This window comes from Streptomyces sp. NPDC035033 (assembly GCF_040636735.1).
Lineage (GTDB): Bacteria > Actinomycetota > Actinomycetes > Streptomycetales > Streptomycetaceae > Streptomyces.
Genome location: NZ_JBEZUZ010000036.1, coordinates 50,991 through 66,812 on the forward strand (window position 1 = coordinate 50,991; position 15,822 = coordinate 66,812).

17 protein-coding genes are annotated in these 15,822 nt (G+C 75.4%); 10 read left to right on the forward strand and 7 right to left on the reverse strand.

Translation table 11 applies throughout. The features are described from left to right. Positions 1-57: 57 nt before the first annotated feature. Positions 58-1,284 carry a PP2C family protein-serine/threonine phosphatase gene (locus tag AB0E83_RS17010; RefSeq protein ID WP_362111566.1) on the reverse strand — a complete coding sequence of 409 codons (1,227 nt, stop codon included), beginning with the start codon at positions 1,282-1,284 and terminating at the stop codon, positions 58-60. Between the two features lie 483 nt (positions 1,285-1,767). On the opposite strand from AB0E83_RS17010, the gene AB0E83_RS17015 reads away from it, so the two are divergent. Further along, a complete protein-coding gene (locus tag AB0E83_RS17015; protein WP_362111569.1) occupies positions 1,768-2,355 on the forward strand; it encodes a nucleosidase in 588 nt (195 codons plus the stop codon). Positions 2,356-2,385: 30 nt separating this feature from the next. Here the strand turns inward: AB0E83_RS17015 and AB0E83_RS17020 are convergent, their stop codons facing one another. Then, positions 2,386-4,266 (reverse strand): CocE/NonD family hydrolase C-terminal non-catalytic domain-containing protein, encoded by a 1,881-nt coding sequence (locus AB0E83_RS17020; RefSeq protein WP_362111572.1) that lies wholly within the window; start codon positions 4,264-4,266, stop codon positions 2,386-2,388. A gap of 182 nt (positions 4,267-4,448) precedes the next feature. After that, positions 4,449-5,585, reverse strand: coding sequence for a PP2C family protein-serine/threonine phosphatase (locus AB0E83_RS17025; protein ID WP_362111575.1), 1,137 nt, complete (start codon positions 5,583-5,585; stop codon positions 4,449-4,451). Between the two features lie 452 nt (positions 5,586-6,037). On the opposite strand from AB0E83_RS17025, the gene AB0E83_RS17030 reads away from it, so the two are divergent. The 3 genes from AB0E83_RS17030 to AB0E83_RS17040 all read left to right on the forward strand — a co-directional run bounded on the left by AB0E83_RS17030 (position 6,038) and on the right by AB0E83_RS17040 (position 8,523). Beyond that, on the forward strand, positions 6,038-6,622 hold the full coding sequence (locus tag AB0E83_RS17030; protein ID WP_362111578.1) for a TMEM165/GDT1 family protein: 585 nt from the start codon (positions 6,038-6,040) through the stop codon (positions 6,620-6,622). 189 nt (positions 6,623-6,811) lie between these two features. Continuing rightward, complete coding sequence (locus tag AB0E83_RS17035) at positions 6,812-8,125, forward strand: amidohydrolase (protein ID WP_362111581.1); 1,314 nt, start codon at positions 6,812-6,814, stop codon at positions 8,123-8,125. A 77-nt stretch (positions 8,126-8,202) separates the two neighbouring features. Next, complete coding sequence (locus tag AB0E83_RS17040; RefSeq protein ID WP_362111584.1) at positions 8,203-8,523, forward strand: cupin; 321 nt, start codon at positions 8,203-8,205, stop codon at positions 8,521-8,523. Between the two features lie 79 nt (positions 8,524-8,602). On the opposite strand, the gene AB0E83_RS17045 is transcribed toward AB0E83_RS17040, so the two are convergent. Continuing rightward, positions 8,603-9,931, reverse strand: a complete 1,329-nt coding sequence (locus AB0E83_RS17045; protein ID WP_362111587.1) for an Ig-like domain-containing protein — start codon at positions 9,929-9,931, stop codon at positions 8,603-8,605. A 146-nt stretch (positions 9,932-10,077) separates the two neighbouring features. After that, positions 10,078-10,563 (reverse strand): SRPBCC family protein, encoded by a 486-nt coding sequence (locus tag AB0E83_RS17050; protein WP_362111590.1) that lies wholly within the window; start codon positions 10,561-10,563, stop codon positions 10,078-10,080. 192 nt (positions 10,564-10,755) lie between these two features. Here AB0E83_RS17050 and AB0E83_RS17055 point away from each other — a divergent pair, with 192 nt between their 5' ends. Continuing rightward, entirely contained in the window at positions 10,756-11,355 is a 600-nt protein-coding gene (locus tag AB0E83_RS17055; protein ID WP_362111593.1) for a PadR family transcriptional regulator, read from the forward strand. 34 nt (positions 11,356-11,389) lie between these two features. Beyond that, positions 11,390-11,848, forward strand: coding sequence for a peroxiredoxin (locus tag AB0E83_RS17060; RefSeq protein ID WP_362111596.1), 459 nt, complete (start codon positions 11,390-11,392; stop codon positions 11,846-11,848). A 14-nt stretch (positions 11,849-11,862) separates the two neighbouring features. Here the strand turns inward: AB0E83_RS17060 and AB0E83_RS17065 are convergent, their stop codons facing one another. Both AB0E83_RS17065 and AB0E83_RS17070 read right to left on the reverse strand, forming a co-directional pair. Further along, the gene (locus tag AB0E83_RS17065; RefSeq protein ID WP_362111598.1) at positions 11,863-12,225 is read right to left on the reverse strand and encodes an SHOCT domain-containing protein; all 363 of its coding nucleotides are present in this window, start codon (positions 12,223-12,225) and stop codon (positions 11,863-11,865) included. Between the two features lie 4 nt (positions 12,226-12,229). Next, positions 12,230-12,667, reverse strand: coding sequence for a DUF6325 family protein (locus AB0E83_RS17070; RefSeq protein WP_362111601.1), 438 nt, complete (start codon positions 12,665-12,667; stop codon positions 12,230-12,232). A gap of 139 nt (positions 12,668-12,806) precedes the next feature. Here AB0E83_RS17070 and AB0E83_RS17075 point away from each other — a divergent pair, with 139 nt between their 5' ends. The 4 genes from AB0E83_RS17075 (at position 12,807) to AB0E83_RS17090 (ending at position 15,750) form a co-directional block, all read left to right on the forward strand. Further along, complete coding sequence (locus tag AB0E83_RS17075; RefSeq protein WP_362111604.1) at positions 12,807-13,214, forward strand: SHOCT domain-containing protein; 408 nt, start codon at positions 12,807-12,809, stop codon at positions 13,212-13,214. A gap of 123 nt (positions 13,215-13,337) precedes the next feature. Next, the gene (locus AB0E83_RS17080) at positions 13,338-13,781 is read left to right on the forward strand and encodes an Rrf2 family transcriptional regulator (RefSeq protein WP_362111607.1); all 444 of its coding nucleotides are present in this window, start codon (positions 13,338-13,340) and stop codon (positions 13,779-13,781) included. Positions 13,782-13,890: 109 nt separating this feature from the next. Then, complete coding sequence (locus AB0E83_RS17085; RefSeq protein ID WP_362111609.1) at positions 13,891-15,078, forward strand: globin domain-containing protein; 1,188 nt, start codon at positions 13,891-13,893, stop codon at positions 15,076-15,078. Between the two features lie 168 nt (positions 15,079-15,246). Beyond that, the gene (locus tag AB0E83_RS17090) at positions 15,247-15,750 is read left to right on the forward strand and encodes a hypothetical protein (RefSeq protein ID WP_362111612.1); all 504 of its coding nucleotides are present in this window, start codon (positions 15,247-15,249) and stop codon (positions 15,748-15,750) included. The last annotated feature ends 72 nt before the right edge of the window (positions 15,751-15,822 follow it).

Here is a 15,822-nt window from a genome sequence, read left to right on the forward strand (position 1 = left end):
GACGGTTTGTCACCACTATGGGTGGGGTCGGGGCAGCGCTGTGTCACCGCCGCCGGGTCACAGCGCCGGGCGGGCGCGGACCCGGGCCGCGAGGACGGCGACGTCGTCCTCGGCGCGGTGGGCGTCGAGCCGCCCCAGGACCTCGTCGGCGACCCCTTCCGGTCCGAGGTCCGGCGGCAGGCGCAGTCCGGCCAGCCGGGCCAGCGAGACGTCGATGTCCTCGCCCCGGCGCTCGACCAGGCCGTCCGTGAAGAGCAGCAGCGTGTCGCCCTGGCCGAGCGGGCGGGTGGCGGGGTCGTAGCCGCCGACGCCGGTCCCGAGCGGCGGGCCGACGGGCAGGTCCACGAGTTCGGCCGTGCCGTCCGGGGCGAAGACCGCCGGCGGGAGGTGGCCCGCACTGGCGAAGGTGGCGGTGCCGCGCCCCGGGTCCACCCGGACCAGGAGGCAGGTGGCGGGGCGGCGGGCGCCGTCCTCCGCGACGACCGCGTCCAGGTGGCGCAGGACGCGGTGCGGCGGGAGGTCGGTGGCGGCGACCTCGCGGAGCGCGGAGCGGTAGGCGTTCATGTCGACGGCCGCGTCGAGGCCGTGTCCCATGACGTCCCCGACGACGAGCAGGCTGCGGCCGAAGTGGAGCCGTACCGTCTCGAACCAGTCGCCGCCGACCAGGGTGCGCGGCCCGGCCGGCAGGTAGCGGCCGGCGATCTCCAGGTTGGGGTGGGGGCGGCCCGGTTCGGCGACGAGCGCCCGCTGGAGGTGGAGGGCGGTGTCCTCGGTGGCGGCGAGCCGGCGGGCGTGCCGGATGTGGCGAGCGGCGAGCCGGGCGGCCTGCCGCAGCAGGGCGCGGTCCTCGTCGGTGTACGGGGGCGCGGCGCGGCCGGCCGTGACCGTGCCCAGGGGGCGCTCGCGGTCCACGGCGAGCGGGACGGTGAGGGTGGGAGTGGGGGTGGGGGCGGGGGCGGGGGCGGTGACGGGTTCGGGGCGACCGGGTTCCGACCGGGAGAGGAGCGGGGCGGGGGAGGTCTCCTCGCCGGGCCCGGGTGCCGGTTCGAGGGTGACGGTGCCGCCGAGGTGCCGGGTGAGGAAGGCGATGAGCTCGCGGCAGGTGGTGGTCTCGTCGAGCGTGGTGCCGATCTCCGCGATGGCCGCGTCCAGCGCGGCCGGGAGGGGCCGTTCCCCGGCCCCGGCGCGCGCCCGCTCCCCGGTCCGCCCGTCGCCGGGCCGCTTCCCGGGCGCCGGGGGACCGGCGTCCGGCGCGGGGGCGGGGACCCCGTCTCGTTCCGCCACGACACCTCCACCGCCGTGCGGTCACCGGGCGGGCGGCGGGCGCCCGCCCACCCCCATTGCACCAGCGGCCGGGGCTCCGCGCGCGGCGCACGGTGGCGCGGGAACGGTTGTGCGGTGGTGCGGGATCGGTCAAGTACAGCCAGAGGCTACCGGTCAGTAAAAATCTTCGCTCCCCGGGGGACCGCCATGACGAACGGGGTCCTCGGCTCCGTCGACGAGGTCGACCGGAGTCGCTCCGGGCGATCGCCGGGCGGGCCCGGCGGGTGCACCGGCTCGACCCCGAACAGCCCGCGCCGTGGGGAACGGGCGACTCGATGGCGCCCCTGGACGCGGAGCTGGTGGACACGCGGCCCCGCCGCAACGCCCGGCAGCTCGGCGACCCGATCCGGCGCCTGCTGCCGGTCCGATCCCGGTGGGCCCCGCGGCGCCCTCCGCGCCGTTCCGGCTGTACGGGCCCGGGGCGGGCGAATTAGCGTGGGGCCCATGGAACTCCTGGGAGACATCGCCCCCGACCGCCCGCTGCTCGTCCTCGCCGTCAAGGAGGAGGCGCAGTTCCTCGACACGGCCCTGCCCGTGCTCCTCACCGGCATGGGCAAGGTGAACGCGGCGACCGCGCTCGCCACGGTCCTGGCCCGGGGCCCGCGTCCCTCGGGGATCGTCAACCTCGGCACCGCGGGCGCCCTGCGCGCGGGCTGGACGGGCACGCACGTCGTCGGCACGGTCCTCCAGCACGACCTGGACGGCGAGCTGCTGGCCACGCTGACCGGCGAGACGTGCGGGGCGCCGATCGCGCTCCCCGACGGCGGTGACGTGGTCCTCGCCACCGGGGACGCGTTCGTCTCCGACGAGGCCACGCGCGCCCGGCTCGCCGAGCGGGCCCCGCTGGTCGACATGGAGGGCTACGCCCTGGCGACCGTGGCGGAGCTCACCGGGGTGCCGCTGCGCATCGTGAAGCACGTGAGCGACGACGCCGGCGACGGCGCGGACCGCACCTGGCGCGAGGCGGTCGCCGCCTGCTCCCGCGAGCTGGCCGACTGGGCGGCCGCGCACGTCCCGGCGTACCGCGCCTGACCCCGGCGCCGCGCCCCCGCCGCGGGGGTGTCAGCCGAGCGGCAGTTCCAGGAAGGACTCGGCGGCGGGCGGCGAGCCGATCCCGGTCTGCGTCCAGGTGACGGAGGCGTCCCCGTACAGCGGGTCCTTGCTGTCGACGACGAGCATCAGGCGGTGGCCGGCGGGGATGTCGTACGCGGCGGCCTGGAGGCGCCAGGTGACGGTGGTGTCCTGGTCGGCCGTCAGGTCGTGGGCGTTCAGCGGCTCGTGGGTGATGATCCGGGCGGTGCCGTCCCCGGCCACGTCGAAGAGGTGGGCGACGAGGCCGGCCGTGGTGACGGTGGAGCGGACGGTGAGGCGGAGCCGGGGGGCGCCGCGGACGCGGCGGCCGACCGGGCCGCCGTCGGCCGGGACGAGGGGGTCGGTGGTCCAGGCGAGGGCGTGCCGCCGGTCGATCTTGCGGGTGTCGTAGATCTTGGGGTCGCCCTTCCATTCGGCCTGGCCGGTCCTGAGCGGTTCGCCCATCGCGGTGGCCTCGGTGTCGACGCCGGCGAGGAAGGTGCGGCGCCAGCCGGTCGTCCCCCCGGCCCCCTCCGCGGGGACGAGCCGGCCGTCGGTGCCGCCGGGGCCGTCGCCGGTGAGGCCGAGGAGCTCGTGGCGGAGGGTGACGTCCCGCCAGGTGGGGCGGGACTCGCGGACGGCGGGTTCGACGATCCGCGGGGCGCCGGCGGGCCGGCCGGCGACCGGGTCGGGCGCGGGCTCGGTGACGTACGTGAACATCACCTGGGAGCAGACCTCGTCCCACTCCTCCACGCCGTTCCGTTCGCCCTTGAGGTGGTGGTCGAGCCAGGCGTAGGCCTCGTCCAGGACCGGGTCGGGGGCGCCGGGCGCGACGCCGAGGAGGCCGGCGCCCTCGGGGACGCCGTGGTCGCCGATCCAGAGGTTGAGCCGCTTGGGCACCCGGAGCCGGTCGAAGGCGTCGACGGTCTGGTTGACCGGGAAGAGGCTCTCGTGCCAGGTGTGGGAGCAGAAGGTGGGCGTGCCGTGGTCCTCGGTGAGGTCGAGGTACGTCTCCGGCGAGCGGCGTTCGGCCCAGCGGACGACGGCGTCGAGGTTCCGTCCGTCGAGGAAGTCGCCGAGGATCCGGCGGTTCTCCTCGTCGAACTTCTCCTCCACGGGCCCGCCGGTGAAGCCGATGAGGGCCTTCACGGCGGCGAGGTGGCGGGTCCGGTGGTCGTAGAGGCTGGTCGCGAGGTTGCCCCAGCCGCTGAGGGCGACGACGGCGGCGACGCGTTCGTCGTGGGCGGCGACGAGCCGGCTGATGCCGGAGCCGTACGACTCGCCCATGAAGCCGATGACGGCGGGGCCGAACCGTTCGACGCCGAAGTCGACGACGGTGGACCCGTCGGCCACGTCGTGCGGGCCGGCGACGTCGACGTGCCCCTCGGAGGTGGTGGGGAGACCGGGGACGCCGAGCCCCCGCGGGGTGTAGGCGAGGACGTGGTAGCCGCGCAGGGCGAGGGCGAGGTACGCGCCGGGGAAGAGGCCCCAGCCGTAGGGGGTCCAGCCGGACGGGAGGACGACGAGGGGGTGCGGGCCGGGGGCGAGCTGTCGCAGGCTGAAGGCGGAGAGGCGGTGGCCGTCGTCGGTCTCGATGCGGTGGTGGCCGGGCAGGGCCAGGCCGCGCACCCGGGCCACCCGCTCGGCGAGTGCGACGGGGAGCAGCTCGCCGGGGGCCGTGTCCCGCGCCAGGAGGGCGGTGACGACGGTCTGACCGAAGCGGACGGCCTCGGGGTGGACGGTGCCGCCGGAGGCCCACGGGCCGTCGGCGGCGACGCGGTCCGCGTCGGCCTCGGTGAGGGCCGCCGTGATGCCGGGGAAGCCCGGGAACTCCTCGGACGAGCCGTCGGTGATGGGGGTCTCCTGGGGCACGTGCACCCGTTCCTCTCGACTGGGGTACGCCTGTCCGCCTGCCGGACGCACGCAAGCCTCACGTATCGGGAAGGGAGCGGCCAGAGCGCACGAAGGGCGCACAGATCATGGAAGGGGGCGGTAACGACCCAGGCCGCCCCGAAGTCGGTGTTTGGGGGCGGACGGAGGCGTTCCGGCGGTCGTCACCGGGGCAGGGGCTCCGCCGCGGCCGGATCGGTGCGGACGACGAGCAGGGCGGCGACGTCGTCGTCGAGGCCGCCGGCGCCGTAGGCGGCGAGGTCCTGGTGGAGCAGCTCCGGGACCCGGTCGGAGGGGGCGGCGACCCAGCGGCGGGCGCGTTCCTCCAGCGGGTAGAAGATGCCGTCCCGGTCGCGGGTCTCGCTGACGCCGTCGGTGTAGAGCAGCAGCCGGTCCCCGGGGCCGAAGGGGAACTCCTCCACGTGGTGGCGGGAGTCGGCGAGGCCGGCGAGGTTGAGCGGGAGCGAGGGTTCGGCGACGTCCACGGTGGTGACGTCGGTGCCGTGCTGGAGCAGCGGGGCGGGGTGGCCGCAGTTGAGGAGGCGGGCGGTGCCGCGGCCGTCGGGGAGTTCGACGAGGACGACGGTGGCGAAGCGTTCGGCGGCGTCGGAGTCGGGGTCCCAGCCCGCGTAGCGGGCCAGTCCCTCGTCGAGGCGGTCGGCGAGCGCGGCGAGGTCGGGGGCGTCGTAGGCGGTGGAGCGGAAGGCGCCGAGGAGGACGGAGGCGGTCTCGACGGCGCCGAGGCCCTTGCCCTGGACGTCGCCGAGCATGATCCGTACGGCTCCGGGGATCTGGACGGCCTCGTAGAAGTCGCCGCCGATGCGGGCCTTGGCCGCGGCGGCGACGTACAGCAGGTGCAGTTCGACGGGGCCGAGGCGGGGCGGCAGCGGGCGGAGCACGACCCGCTGGACGACGTCGGCGACGGCGGTGACCTCGGCGAGGTCCTGCTCGTAGCGGGTGCGGACGGCGCTGACCCAGGCGGAGGCGGTGGTGATGCCGAGGAGGAGGCCCTCGCTGGCGAGGAGTTCGTCCGTGGCGGGTTCGCCGCGGGCCACGAGGAGCAGCGCCCGCAGCGCCATGGCGACGAGGCCCATGACGACGGTGCCGCGGACGCTCCAGGTGACCGCGGCGAGCGCGGGGGCGGTGATGAGCAGCCGGTCGACGCGCTCGGATTCGGGGGTGAGGAGGTCGGCGGCGACGACCAGGGCCATGACCAGGACGGGCAGGGCACGGCCGAGGGTGACCTGGGTCCGGGTCGTGGGGGCGGGCCGGGGCCGGGGCCGGGGGCCAGCTGCGGACATTTCATGATCGTACGCAGATCGGACGGCGGCGCCGGCGAACGGCGGCCCGGCGTGTCCCCCCTCCCCGCCGTCCCCGTCCCTCTCCGCCGTCCCCGCCGTCCCCGTCCCTCTCCGCCGTCCCCGCCCTCCCCGCACCCCGCCCCTCCCGCCGCACCTTCTCCCCCGCCGCCCCCGTCTCCCCCGCCGTCCGCGAGGCACCGCGGCCCGTCGGTTACACTGGGTGAAGCGAAGGGGAGTAGCCCTGCGAACCGGTCGTCGACACACTGGAGCCCCCGGGTTCCCGGTGACCGGGTCCGCGCACGTACGTCGTGGACGGGCGAGACCTTCGGCCAGGCATCACCACGTCCGCGATCCCGTGGGCGTGGTCCGTCATGCCGGGCCGAGTGGTCCTCCCGTCGCCCACCGAGGTGCCGTGCGGAGCCACGGGCCCGGACCGAGCAGAGAGCGCCGGTATGCACCTCGACCCCTTGGCGATCGTCACCGCCTTCGGGCTCATCTTCCTCGCCGAGCTTCCCGACAAGACGATGTTCGCGTCGCTCGCCATGGGCACGCGCATGCGGCCCCTGTACGTGTGGTTCGGCACGTCCGCCGCCTTCGCGGTGCACGTCGCCCTCGCCGTGGGCGCCGGCAGCCTCCTCGGGCTGCTCCCCGGCTGGATCGTCAAACTCGTCTCCGCGCTGATGTTCGGCTTCGGCGCCTTCATCCTGCTGCGGGGCGGGGACGACGACGAGGAGGAGGACGCGGGCGGGCGGACCGTCACCGGCTTCTGGCCGGTGTTCTCCACCGCGTTCATGGCCGTCTTCATCAGCGAGTGGGGCGACCTGACGCAGATCACCACCGCCAACCTCGCCGCCACCAACGGCACCGCGTCGACCGCGGTCGGCTCCTTCCTCGCCCTCACCTCCGTCTCCGCCCTGGCCCTGGTCGCCGGCCGCTTCATCGCCAAGCGGGTCCCGCTCAAGACCGTCCAGCGCGTCGGCGGCGTCTGCATGGCGGGCCTCGCGATCTGGTCCCTGGTCGAGGTCTTCACCGGCTGACGCCCGTCCGTCCGCCGCCCTCCGGGGCCGTGCCCGCGTCCGCGGGTACGGCCCCGGTTCCGTGTGCCGGGCGCGCGCGCCGGTGCGATCATGCGGACCACGGCCGCCTCCTCCGCACCGGCCGGCCGCCCCGCGGCCCTCGGAGCCCCGTCCGGGAAGCCCGCGCCGATCGCCACGAGAGGACGTTCCATGACCGACGGTCCCGCGCACGCCCCGGACCCCGCGCACGCCGTGCTCGACCGGCTGGCCGAGGAGACCGCCGACCGGGTGATCGGCTGGCGCCGCCACCTCCACCGGCACCCCGAGCTGTCCAACCGGGAGGAGCAGACGGCCCGGCTCGTCGCCGGCCACCTGCGGGACCTGGGGCTCGACGAGGTGCGCACAAACATCGCCGGACACGGCGTGGTGGGCGTGCTGCGCGGGACGGCCGGCGGGGGCGGCGGACGGGTGGCGGCCCTCCGCGCGGACACGGACGCGCTGCCGGTGAAGGACCTGTGCGGGGCGGACTTCGCCTCGGAGGTGGTGGACGCGGCGTACCCGGGCGGACCGTTCCCGGTCTCGCACGCCTGCGGCCACGACTGCCACACGGCGATGCTGATGGGGGCGGCGACGGTCCTCGCGGGGGTGCGCGACCGGCTGCCGGGCACGGTCCTGTTCGTCTTCCAGCCGGCCGAGGAGGGGCCGCCGGTGACCGAGACCGGCGGGGCGCTCGCGATGGTCGAGGCGGGCGCCTTCGCCGACCCGGTGCCGACGATGGCGTTCGGGATGCACGTGACGCCGTACCCGAAGGGGTACGTGGGCTACCGGGTGGGCAACCAGTACGGGGCCTCGGTGCTGGTCCGGATCACGATCACCGGCCACCAGGTGCACGGCTCCACCCCCTGGCAGGGCGTCGACCCCATGCCGGCGGCCGGGGCGGTGCTCACCGGGATCGGGCAGCTATACCGGCAGGTGTCGGCCTTCGACCCGGTCACGGTCACCATCGGGCACGTCGAGGACGTCGGCCGGTTCAACGTCATCGGCCAGACGGTGACGCTCTGGGGCACGGTCCGCTGCGCGGTGGAGTCCGACATGGCCCAGGTGCGGGAGCGGCTCCGGCGGCTGGCCGAGCACTCGGCGGCGGCGTACGGGGCGACGGCCGAGGTGGAGTACCTCCAGCCGGTGCCGCCGGTGCGCAACACGGGCCCCTGGGTGGCGGCGGCGCTGCCCACCCTCCGCCGGGTGGCGGGCGAGGAGCGGGTCGCGGAGACCGGGGCGACCCTCGGCTACGACGACGTCTCCGAGCTCGTCTCGCGCTTCGGCGGCCTGTACGTGATGCTCGGCGTCCAGGACGCGACGCTGGACGCCGACGGGCGGCCGGTGCCGGAGGAGGGCGGGCGCGGCCTCGTCACCAACCACAACCCGGGCTTCTACGCCGACGACGACACCCTCGTGACCGGCGTCCGGCTCCACGCGCACGTGGCGTACGACCACCTGACGGGCGCGCTGCTGCCGGAGCCGTAGGACGACCGCCGCCGGAGCCGTGCGACGGGCGGGCGGTTCCGAGTTGCGTCCCGGTGCGCAGCCGGGAGGCTGGGGGTATGAACCTGGACCTTCCCGCCCTCGCCGACGAGCACCTGGCCGCCGCCCGCACCGACCCGCACGGGCGCAGCGCCCGCCTGGTGCTGCACGACGGCGTGCTGCGGCAGACCGTGATCGCGCTGACGGCCGGCACGTCCCTGGACGAGCACAACGCTCCCCCGGCGGCGAGCCTCCAGGTGCTGAGCGGACGGGTCCGGCTGACCACCCACGGCTGGGAGGACGAACTGGCCGCGGGCGTGCTGCGGATGATCCCCAAGGAGCGGCACGGCCTGACCGCGGTGAACGACTCCGTGGTGCTCCTGACCGCCGTCAACGACTGACGGCCGCCGGCGGCCGCCGCGGCGGGCCCGGGGCGCCTGGGCCGGACCGGTCTCCGAGGGCGCGCCGGGACGGCCCCTCTCAGAGGGCGGGGCGCAGCGGGCCGGCGGCGGCGGGGCGGGCCGGGACGGTGCCGAGGGCGCTGCCGCGCAGCCACTCGGCCCAGCCGAGGTTCCAGTCGCCGTAGCCGTTGCCGAACGGGGCCATCGGCTCCCCGTACCCGTGGACGACCCGGACGAGGTCGCCCTCGCGGACCGTGCGGAAGAACCAGCGGGCCGCCTCGGTGGACATGCCCGTGCAGCCGTGGCTCACGTCGGCGCTGCCCTGCGCGTCGAGCGACCAGGGGGCGGCGTGGAGGTACTCGCCGCTCCAGGTCACCCGGGTGGCCCAGCGGACCTTGAGGTCGTAGAACTCGCGGCTGCCGCGGGCGATGCCGATGGAGTCGCCGCGCATCCGGACCAGGCGCTCCTTGCCGAGGACGACCTTGGTGCCGACCCGGGTGCGGAAGCCGGGCTTGCCGGTGGTGACCGGGATGACCCGCAGCAGCCGGCCGTCGCGGTACACCCGCATCTCGTGGGCGGCGACGTCGGTGACGGCCTCGACCCTGGCCCCGGTGGAGAAGACGAGGGGCCGTGAGCGGCCGCCGTGGAGGCGGTCGGTGACGCGGATCCCGTCGAGCCCGGAGCGGACCCTGACGGTGGCGCGGGCGGGCCAGTAGGTGCGCGGCCGGTAGTGCAGGGTGTCGGCGTCCACCCAGTGCCAGGCGCCCTCGACGCGGGGCTCGCTGCGCACCTCCAGGGCGCGTTCGACGATCCGGCGGGCGGCCGGCTCGTGGGCCGGGACGGGGTGGCTGAGCTCCGCCGTGACCGGCCGGCCCACCCCGTACGTGCGGGGCGCGTCGCCGCCGGGGCCGAAGACGACGGTGAGGCGCTCCCCGGCGGGGGCCTTCGGGGTGCGGACGGCGAGCCGGACGACCCGGCGGCGGGGGCCGTCCGGGGCGGCCTCCTCCACGACGAGCCGGGCGGTGTACGTGCCCCCGGCGGGCAGCCCGGTCGCGCTGGTCCAGCGGGTGCCGCCGGCGTCGGCCCGGCCGGCGATCCGCCGCCCCCGGCGGTCGGTGACGGTCACGTCGGTGAGCCGCCCGGGGCCGCGCAGGGTCAGGTCGAGGGGGTGGGCGGCGGCGGGCAGGGTGACGGTGGCGGGGGCGTCCAGGAGCACGGTGGTGCGGGGCGCCGGGCAGAGGCCGTCGGCCCCGGGGCAGGCGCCGACCGTGACGACGGCGGGCTCCGGGGCGGCCGCGGGCCGCGCGCGTCCCGCGGCGGGGTCCTGCGCGACGGCGGTGGTGACGAGGGCGGCCCCGACGGCGAGGGAGAGCGCCCCCCACCCCTGTACGTATCGGCGTGACGGCACGTCGGACACCCTCCCCTTTCGTCGCTGAGCGGGCGGAAGGCCGGCGAGCGGGCACCGGCCCGATCATCAGAACCGACGGGAGGAGAAAAAGATGATCAAGGGGGTGGGCGTGGCGGGCGAGAGGCCCGGGAGACGACTCGAATGGGTCAGCGGGGCGGTTCCGGCAGCTCCTCGCCGGTCTCCAGGAGCGACTTCAGGCTGGAGACGATGGCGGGCCAGCCCTCCTCGATGAGCCCGCGCACGACGCCGTCCGGTTCCAGGCCGTCGTGGGTGACGGTCAGCCTGACCATGTCGCCGGCGGGTTCGACCGCGAAGGTGACGGTCGACCTGCGCTCGCGGGAGAGGAGGCCGTACGCCTCGTCGTCCAGGCCCACCGCCTCCGCCCATTCGGGGGTGAAGGCGTGCCAGGTGTAGGCGAGCCGGCGGCCCGGGACCGCCTCGACGACGACCTGTTCGGGGTCGGCGGTGCGGCGGCCGCCCTCGTCCCAGACCATCGGCGCGCCCGGAATCCACTCCGTCTCGAAGGAGACGCCCCAGTACCGCCGGGTGAGTTCCGGCTCGGTGAGCGCCTTCCAGAGGTCGTCGGGGGTGGTCCTGATGTAGCTGGTGTAGACGTACGGGTCGGTGTCCATGGCGCTGCTCGTTCCTCCCGGTACCCCGGTCGTCGCCCCCGCCGTGTCGTGGTCATCCAGCCTAGGCAGGCGCCGGGGCCGCTGCCAGGCCGGCGCCGCCGTGCGGGCCGGCGCGGGGGAACCGTGCGGCGGCTCCCGCACCCGTTGAATAGGTGCGGAGGAAACTATTCAACGGACTGCTAGCGTGTCCGGATGTCCCTCAAGCACGCCGTCCTCGCAGCTCTCCTGGAGGGCGAGGCATCCGGATACGACCTCGCCAAGATCTTCGACGTGTCCGTCGCCAATTTCTGGGCCGCGACCCCGCAGCAGCTCTACCGCGAGCTCGACCGCCTCTCGGAGGCCGGCCTGATCACCGCCCGGGTCGTCGAGCAGGAACGGCGCCCGAACAAGCGGATGTTCAGCCTCACCCCGGAGGGACGCCGGGACCTCGACTCCTTCACCTCGGTGGCGCCCCGGCCGACCGCGGTGCGCGACGAGCTGATGGTGCAGGTGCAGGCGTGCGACGGTGGCGACACCGAGGCCGTGCGGGGCTTCGTGGCGCGGCGCATGGAGGTCTCGCGGGAGAAGCTCGCGCGCTACGAGCGGCTGCGGGAGTGGCTGCTCGGCGAGCGGGACGAGGAGACGTACCTGCGCGAGGCGGAGCGCGTCGGCCCCTATCTGACGCTGCTGCGCGGGCGGTTGCTGGAGGAGGAGAACCTCCGCTGGGGCGAGCGGGTGCTCGCGGTCCTGGACGCGCGGATCGCCGCGGGAAAGGGCGGCCCCGGGGTGACGTCCGCCCCTACCCTGCGGTAGAACTCTCGGGTAGCCGCAGCGAAGGGTGGATCCCATGAACATCGGTGACCTCGTCGAGGACTTCACCCTTCCGGACGAGACCGGCACTCCGCGCTCCCTCTCCGGGCTGCTCGCGGAGGGGCCGGTCGTCCTCTTCTTCTACCCGGCGGCGATGACGCCGGGCTGCACCGCCGAGGCCTGCCACTTCCGCGACCTGGCCGCCGAGTTCCGCGCGGCGGGCGCGCTGCCCGTGGGGGTGAGCGGCGATGTCGTGGAGAAGCAGCGGGAGTTCACCGAGCGGCACTCGCTCGGCTATCCGCTGCTCTCCGACCCCGAGGGCGCCGTGCGGGAGCGCTTCGGCGTGCGGCGCGGCTTCTCGCTGGCGCCGACCAAGCGGGTCACCTTCGTGATCGGGCAGGACCGGCGGGTGAAGGAGGTCGTCCGCAGCGAGCTGCGGATGAGCGCCCACGCGGACCGCGCGCTGGCGGCGCTGGCGGCCCTGCGGACCGCCTGACGGCCCGCGCCGCGTCAGCCGCCGAGGAGCCTGGCCTTCGCCGCGCTGAACTCCTCGGGGGTGAGGACCCCCTGCTGGGCGAGTTCGCCGAGCCGGGCCAGCTGTTCCGTGAGCCCGCCGGGGTCCGGCCCGCCGGGCGGGGGCGCCGGTACGGCCTGCGAGGGCGGGGGCGCGGCGGCGGGCGGTACCTGCTGCTGGGCCTGCTGCTGGTACTGGAGGTCGGCGATGGCCTGTTCCTGGTCCTGCTCGCGGCGGGAGGCCCGGGCCGCGCTGCGGCCGGCGGCGTACGCGGCTCCGCCGACGAGGGCGCCGCGCAGCAGCGGGGCTCCGGCGGGCCGGATCACCGGCCGGGCGAGGGGACGACGGCGCATGAACATGCCGTCAGCTCCTTTCCGCGGCCGCGGCGACCGCCTTCTCGTAGGCGGCCCGCGCCTGTTCGACGTGCTCGTCCGGGATCCGCACGGCGGCGGCCACCCGGCCGCCCGCCTCCCGGATCGCCTCGGCCGCCCGGGCGGCCCAGCTGTGCTCGACGAGCAGCATCAGCGCGCAGGAGCCCGGTTCGAGGGTGGCGGCCGCCTCGGCCGCGTCCTCGGGTCCGAGCAGGTTCGCCTCGGGGCCGATCTCGGCCGTGGCCTCGTCGTACTCCTCGTACTCGACGAGCTCGGAGGTGGAGACCTCCCCCGTCGGCGACTTGACGACCACGAGCGAGTCGATGAGCCGGACCTGTCCTGCCCTGCGCAGCTCCGCGAGGGCGGCGACGGCCGACACCTTCACACGCTCGCCCGGAAAGACGAGCACCATGCATTCCACCGGTCCCATGACCGCCATCCGAACACGGGGGCGTCCGATCCGCATCCGGACCGGGTCCGCGCGGCCCCGACGTGCGAGCGCGGGCCGGCCGGGTGAGACTCGCTCCAACGCGCGGCCTCCCGGCCGCGAGGGAACGGAGTGCGCAGGAATGGACGACTACCCCCTCCTGAACGTCTTCTGGACGATGCTGTGGTTCTTCCTCTGGATCATGTGGCTCTTCCTGCTCTTCAAGGTCATCACGGACATCTTCCGGGACCACGAGCTGAGCGGGTGGGGCAAGGCGGGCTGGCTGATCTTCTGCATCCTGCTCCCCTATCTCGGCGTGCTGGTCTACGTGATCGCGCGCGGAAAGAGCATGGGGGAGCGTGACGTCAAGCAGGCGAAGGAGGCGGAGGAGCGCTTCCAGGACTACATCCGCAAGACGGCCGGCGCGCAGGGCGCCGGAGGCGGCGCCCCGAGCGCCACGGAGGAGCTGGCGCGGCTCGCGGAGCTGAGGGACCGGGGCGCGATCTCCGACGCGGAGTTCCAGCAGGCGAAGACCAAGGTCCTCGCCTGACCCCTTCCCTCCGCTCGGTCCTCCGATCACCCCTCTGATCGCCCCCGCCCCCTGGCGGCCCCCGGTGTCCCGGGCTCGCACCCTTAATGCGAGTCCGGGATACCGCTTTGATACGGTCGTGCCGTGAGGCTGACCAAGTTCACCGACCTGGCCCTGCGCGCCGTGATGCGCCTGGCGGTCACCGACGACGAGGAGCCCGTCACCACGCGCGCGGTGGCGGAGGAGATGGCGGTGCCGCACGCCCACATGGCGAAGGTGGTCACCCGGCTCCAGCACCTCGGCGTGGTGGAGGCCCGCCGCGGGCGCGGGGGCGGGCTCGCCCTGACGGAGTTCGGCCGGCGCTCCTCGGTGGGCTGGCTGACCAGGACGCTGGAGGGCGAGGAGGAGGTGGTGGGCTGCGAGGCCGATCCGCCGTGTCCGCTGCGGGCGGCCTGCCGGCTGCGCGGCGCGCTGCGGGAGGCCCAGGACGCCTTCTACCGCACGCTCGACCCGCTGACGGTCGCCGATCTCGTGCGGTCGCCGACCGGTCCGGTGCTGCTCTCCCTCACCCCGCGCCCGCCGTCCTGACCCCGACCCGGCCTCGCCCCGGTCCCGTCCGCGCACCCCGGGCGGCTTGTGCCGCCCGGGGTTTCCCCGGACGTTAAACACGTAGATCATCTACCAGATTGAGGTTCCGATGCTGTCCGAACAGGCCGTTCCCGTCGTCCGCGCCACCCTGCCCGCCGTCGGCGGAGCACTCGACCGGATCACCGAGCGCTTCTACGGCCGGCTCTTCGCCGCTCATCCCGAGCTGCTGCGCGACCTGTTCAACCGGGGCAACCAGGCCAGCGGCGACCAGCGCAAGGCGCTCGCCGGTTCCATAGCCGCCTTCGCCGTCGCCCTCCTGGAGCACCCGGACACCCGCCCCGACACGCTGCTCTCCCGCATCGCCCACAAGCACGCCTCGCTCGGCGTCACGGCGGACCAGTACAAGATCGTGCACGAGCACCTCTTCGCCGCGATCGCCGAGGTGCTCGGCGAGGCCGTCACCCCCGAGGTCGCCCGGGCCTGGGACGAGGTCTACTGGCTGATGGCGAACGCGCTCATCGCCCTGGAGGGCCGCCTCTACCAGGAGGCCGGCGTCGCGGACGGCGAGGTCTGGCGCCGGGTGCGGATCTCCGAGCGACGCGAGGAGACCCCCGACACCGTCTCCTTCGCGCTCACCGGGGCGGACGGCTCCCCGCTGCCGGCCTTCCGGCCCGGCCAGTACGTGAGCGTGCGCGTGGCACTGCCGGACGGCGCCCACCAGATCCGCCAGTACAGCCTCTCCTCCGCACCGGGCCGCCCCGCCTGGCGGATCACGGTGAAGCGGGTCGACGGCGACCCGGCGGGCGAGGTCTCGAACCGGCTGCACGCGCACGCGGCGGCCGGGGACGTCCTGGAGGTCTCCGTGCCCTTCGGCGACCTGGTGCTGCCCGAGGGCGACGGCCCCCTGCTGCTCGCCTCCGCCGGCATCGGCAGCACCCCGATGCTCGCCATGCTCGACCACCTGGCCGCCACGGGCGCGCGGCGCCAGGTCGTCGTCGTGCACGCCGACCGCTCCCCCGAGGCGCACGCCCACGCCGAGGAGCTGCGCGAGCTGGTCGGCAGGCTGCCCGGGGGCAGTCTGCACCTCTGGTACGAGGAGCCGGGCGCGTCCGGCGCCCGCGAGGGCCGCGCCGACGTGACCGCCCTGGAACTGCCGGCCGGCGTCAGCGCCTACCTCTGCGGGCCGCTCCCCTTCCTGCGGGCGGTCCGGGGCGACCTCGTCGCCTCCGGCGTCGCCGCGGCCGACGTCCACTACGAGGTCTTCGGCCCGGACCTCTGGCTGGGCGCCCCGGCCTGACCGCGCGCCACCCCGCCGGACCCCGGGCCCGGAAGACCGCTCCGGGCCCGGGGTCCGGCCATGATCCTTCGATCCCCAAGCGCCATGGCGTTCCCGCTGCGGATCCTGCATAGTGTGGGCGCGGATCGGCCTCGTCATCCATGGGCCGACAGGAAACGGACGGAAACGATGGGATCGTACGGAGCGGGCGGCACCCACCTGGACGCGAGGCGGCCGGTACGGGCGATCGCCCTCGACATCGGCAGCTCACGGACCCGGGCGTGGGCCCCGGGGGCGGGCGTCTTCGCGGACGTGCCGAGCACGGCGGTCCGGCGCGGCCGGGTGTCGGACGACTCCGCCCAACTGCTGCTCCTCAAGCGGCTGGCCGCCGCCGCCCCGGGCGGCGACGGTCACGACACCGTCGTGATGCTGACCCATCCGGTGCTCGCCGCCCCGGCGGAGCGCGAGGCGGCCCGCCGGGTGGTCGCCGGGCTCGGCCCGGTCCGGGTGATCGCCGTCGACAGCGCCCGGGCCGCCGCGGCCTACGCGGCACCGCCCGGCGGCGGTCCCCTGCTCGTGGTGGACCTCGGCGCCCGGCTGACCGAGGTCACCCTCGTCGTGGACGGACAGGTGCAGGACGCGCGGCTCGCCGAGATCGGCGTGGACGACGGCAGGAGGCCAACCCGGCGCTGAAGAAGCCCGAGGTCCGCCAGGCCATCGCGCACGCCGTCGACCGCGAGAACATCGTCAAGACCCAGCTGCCCG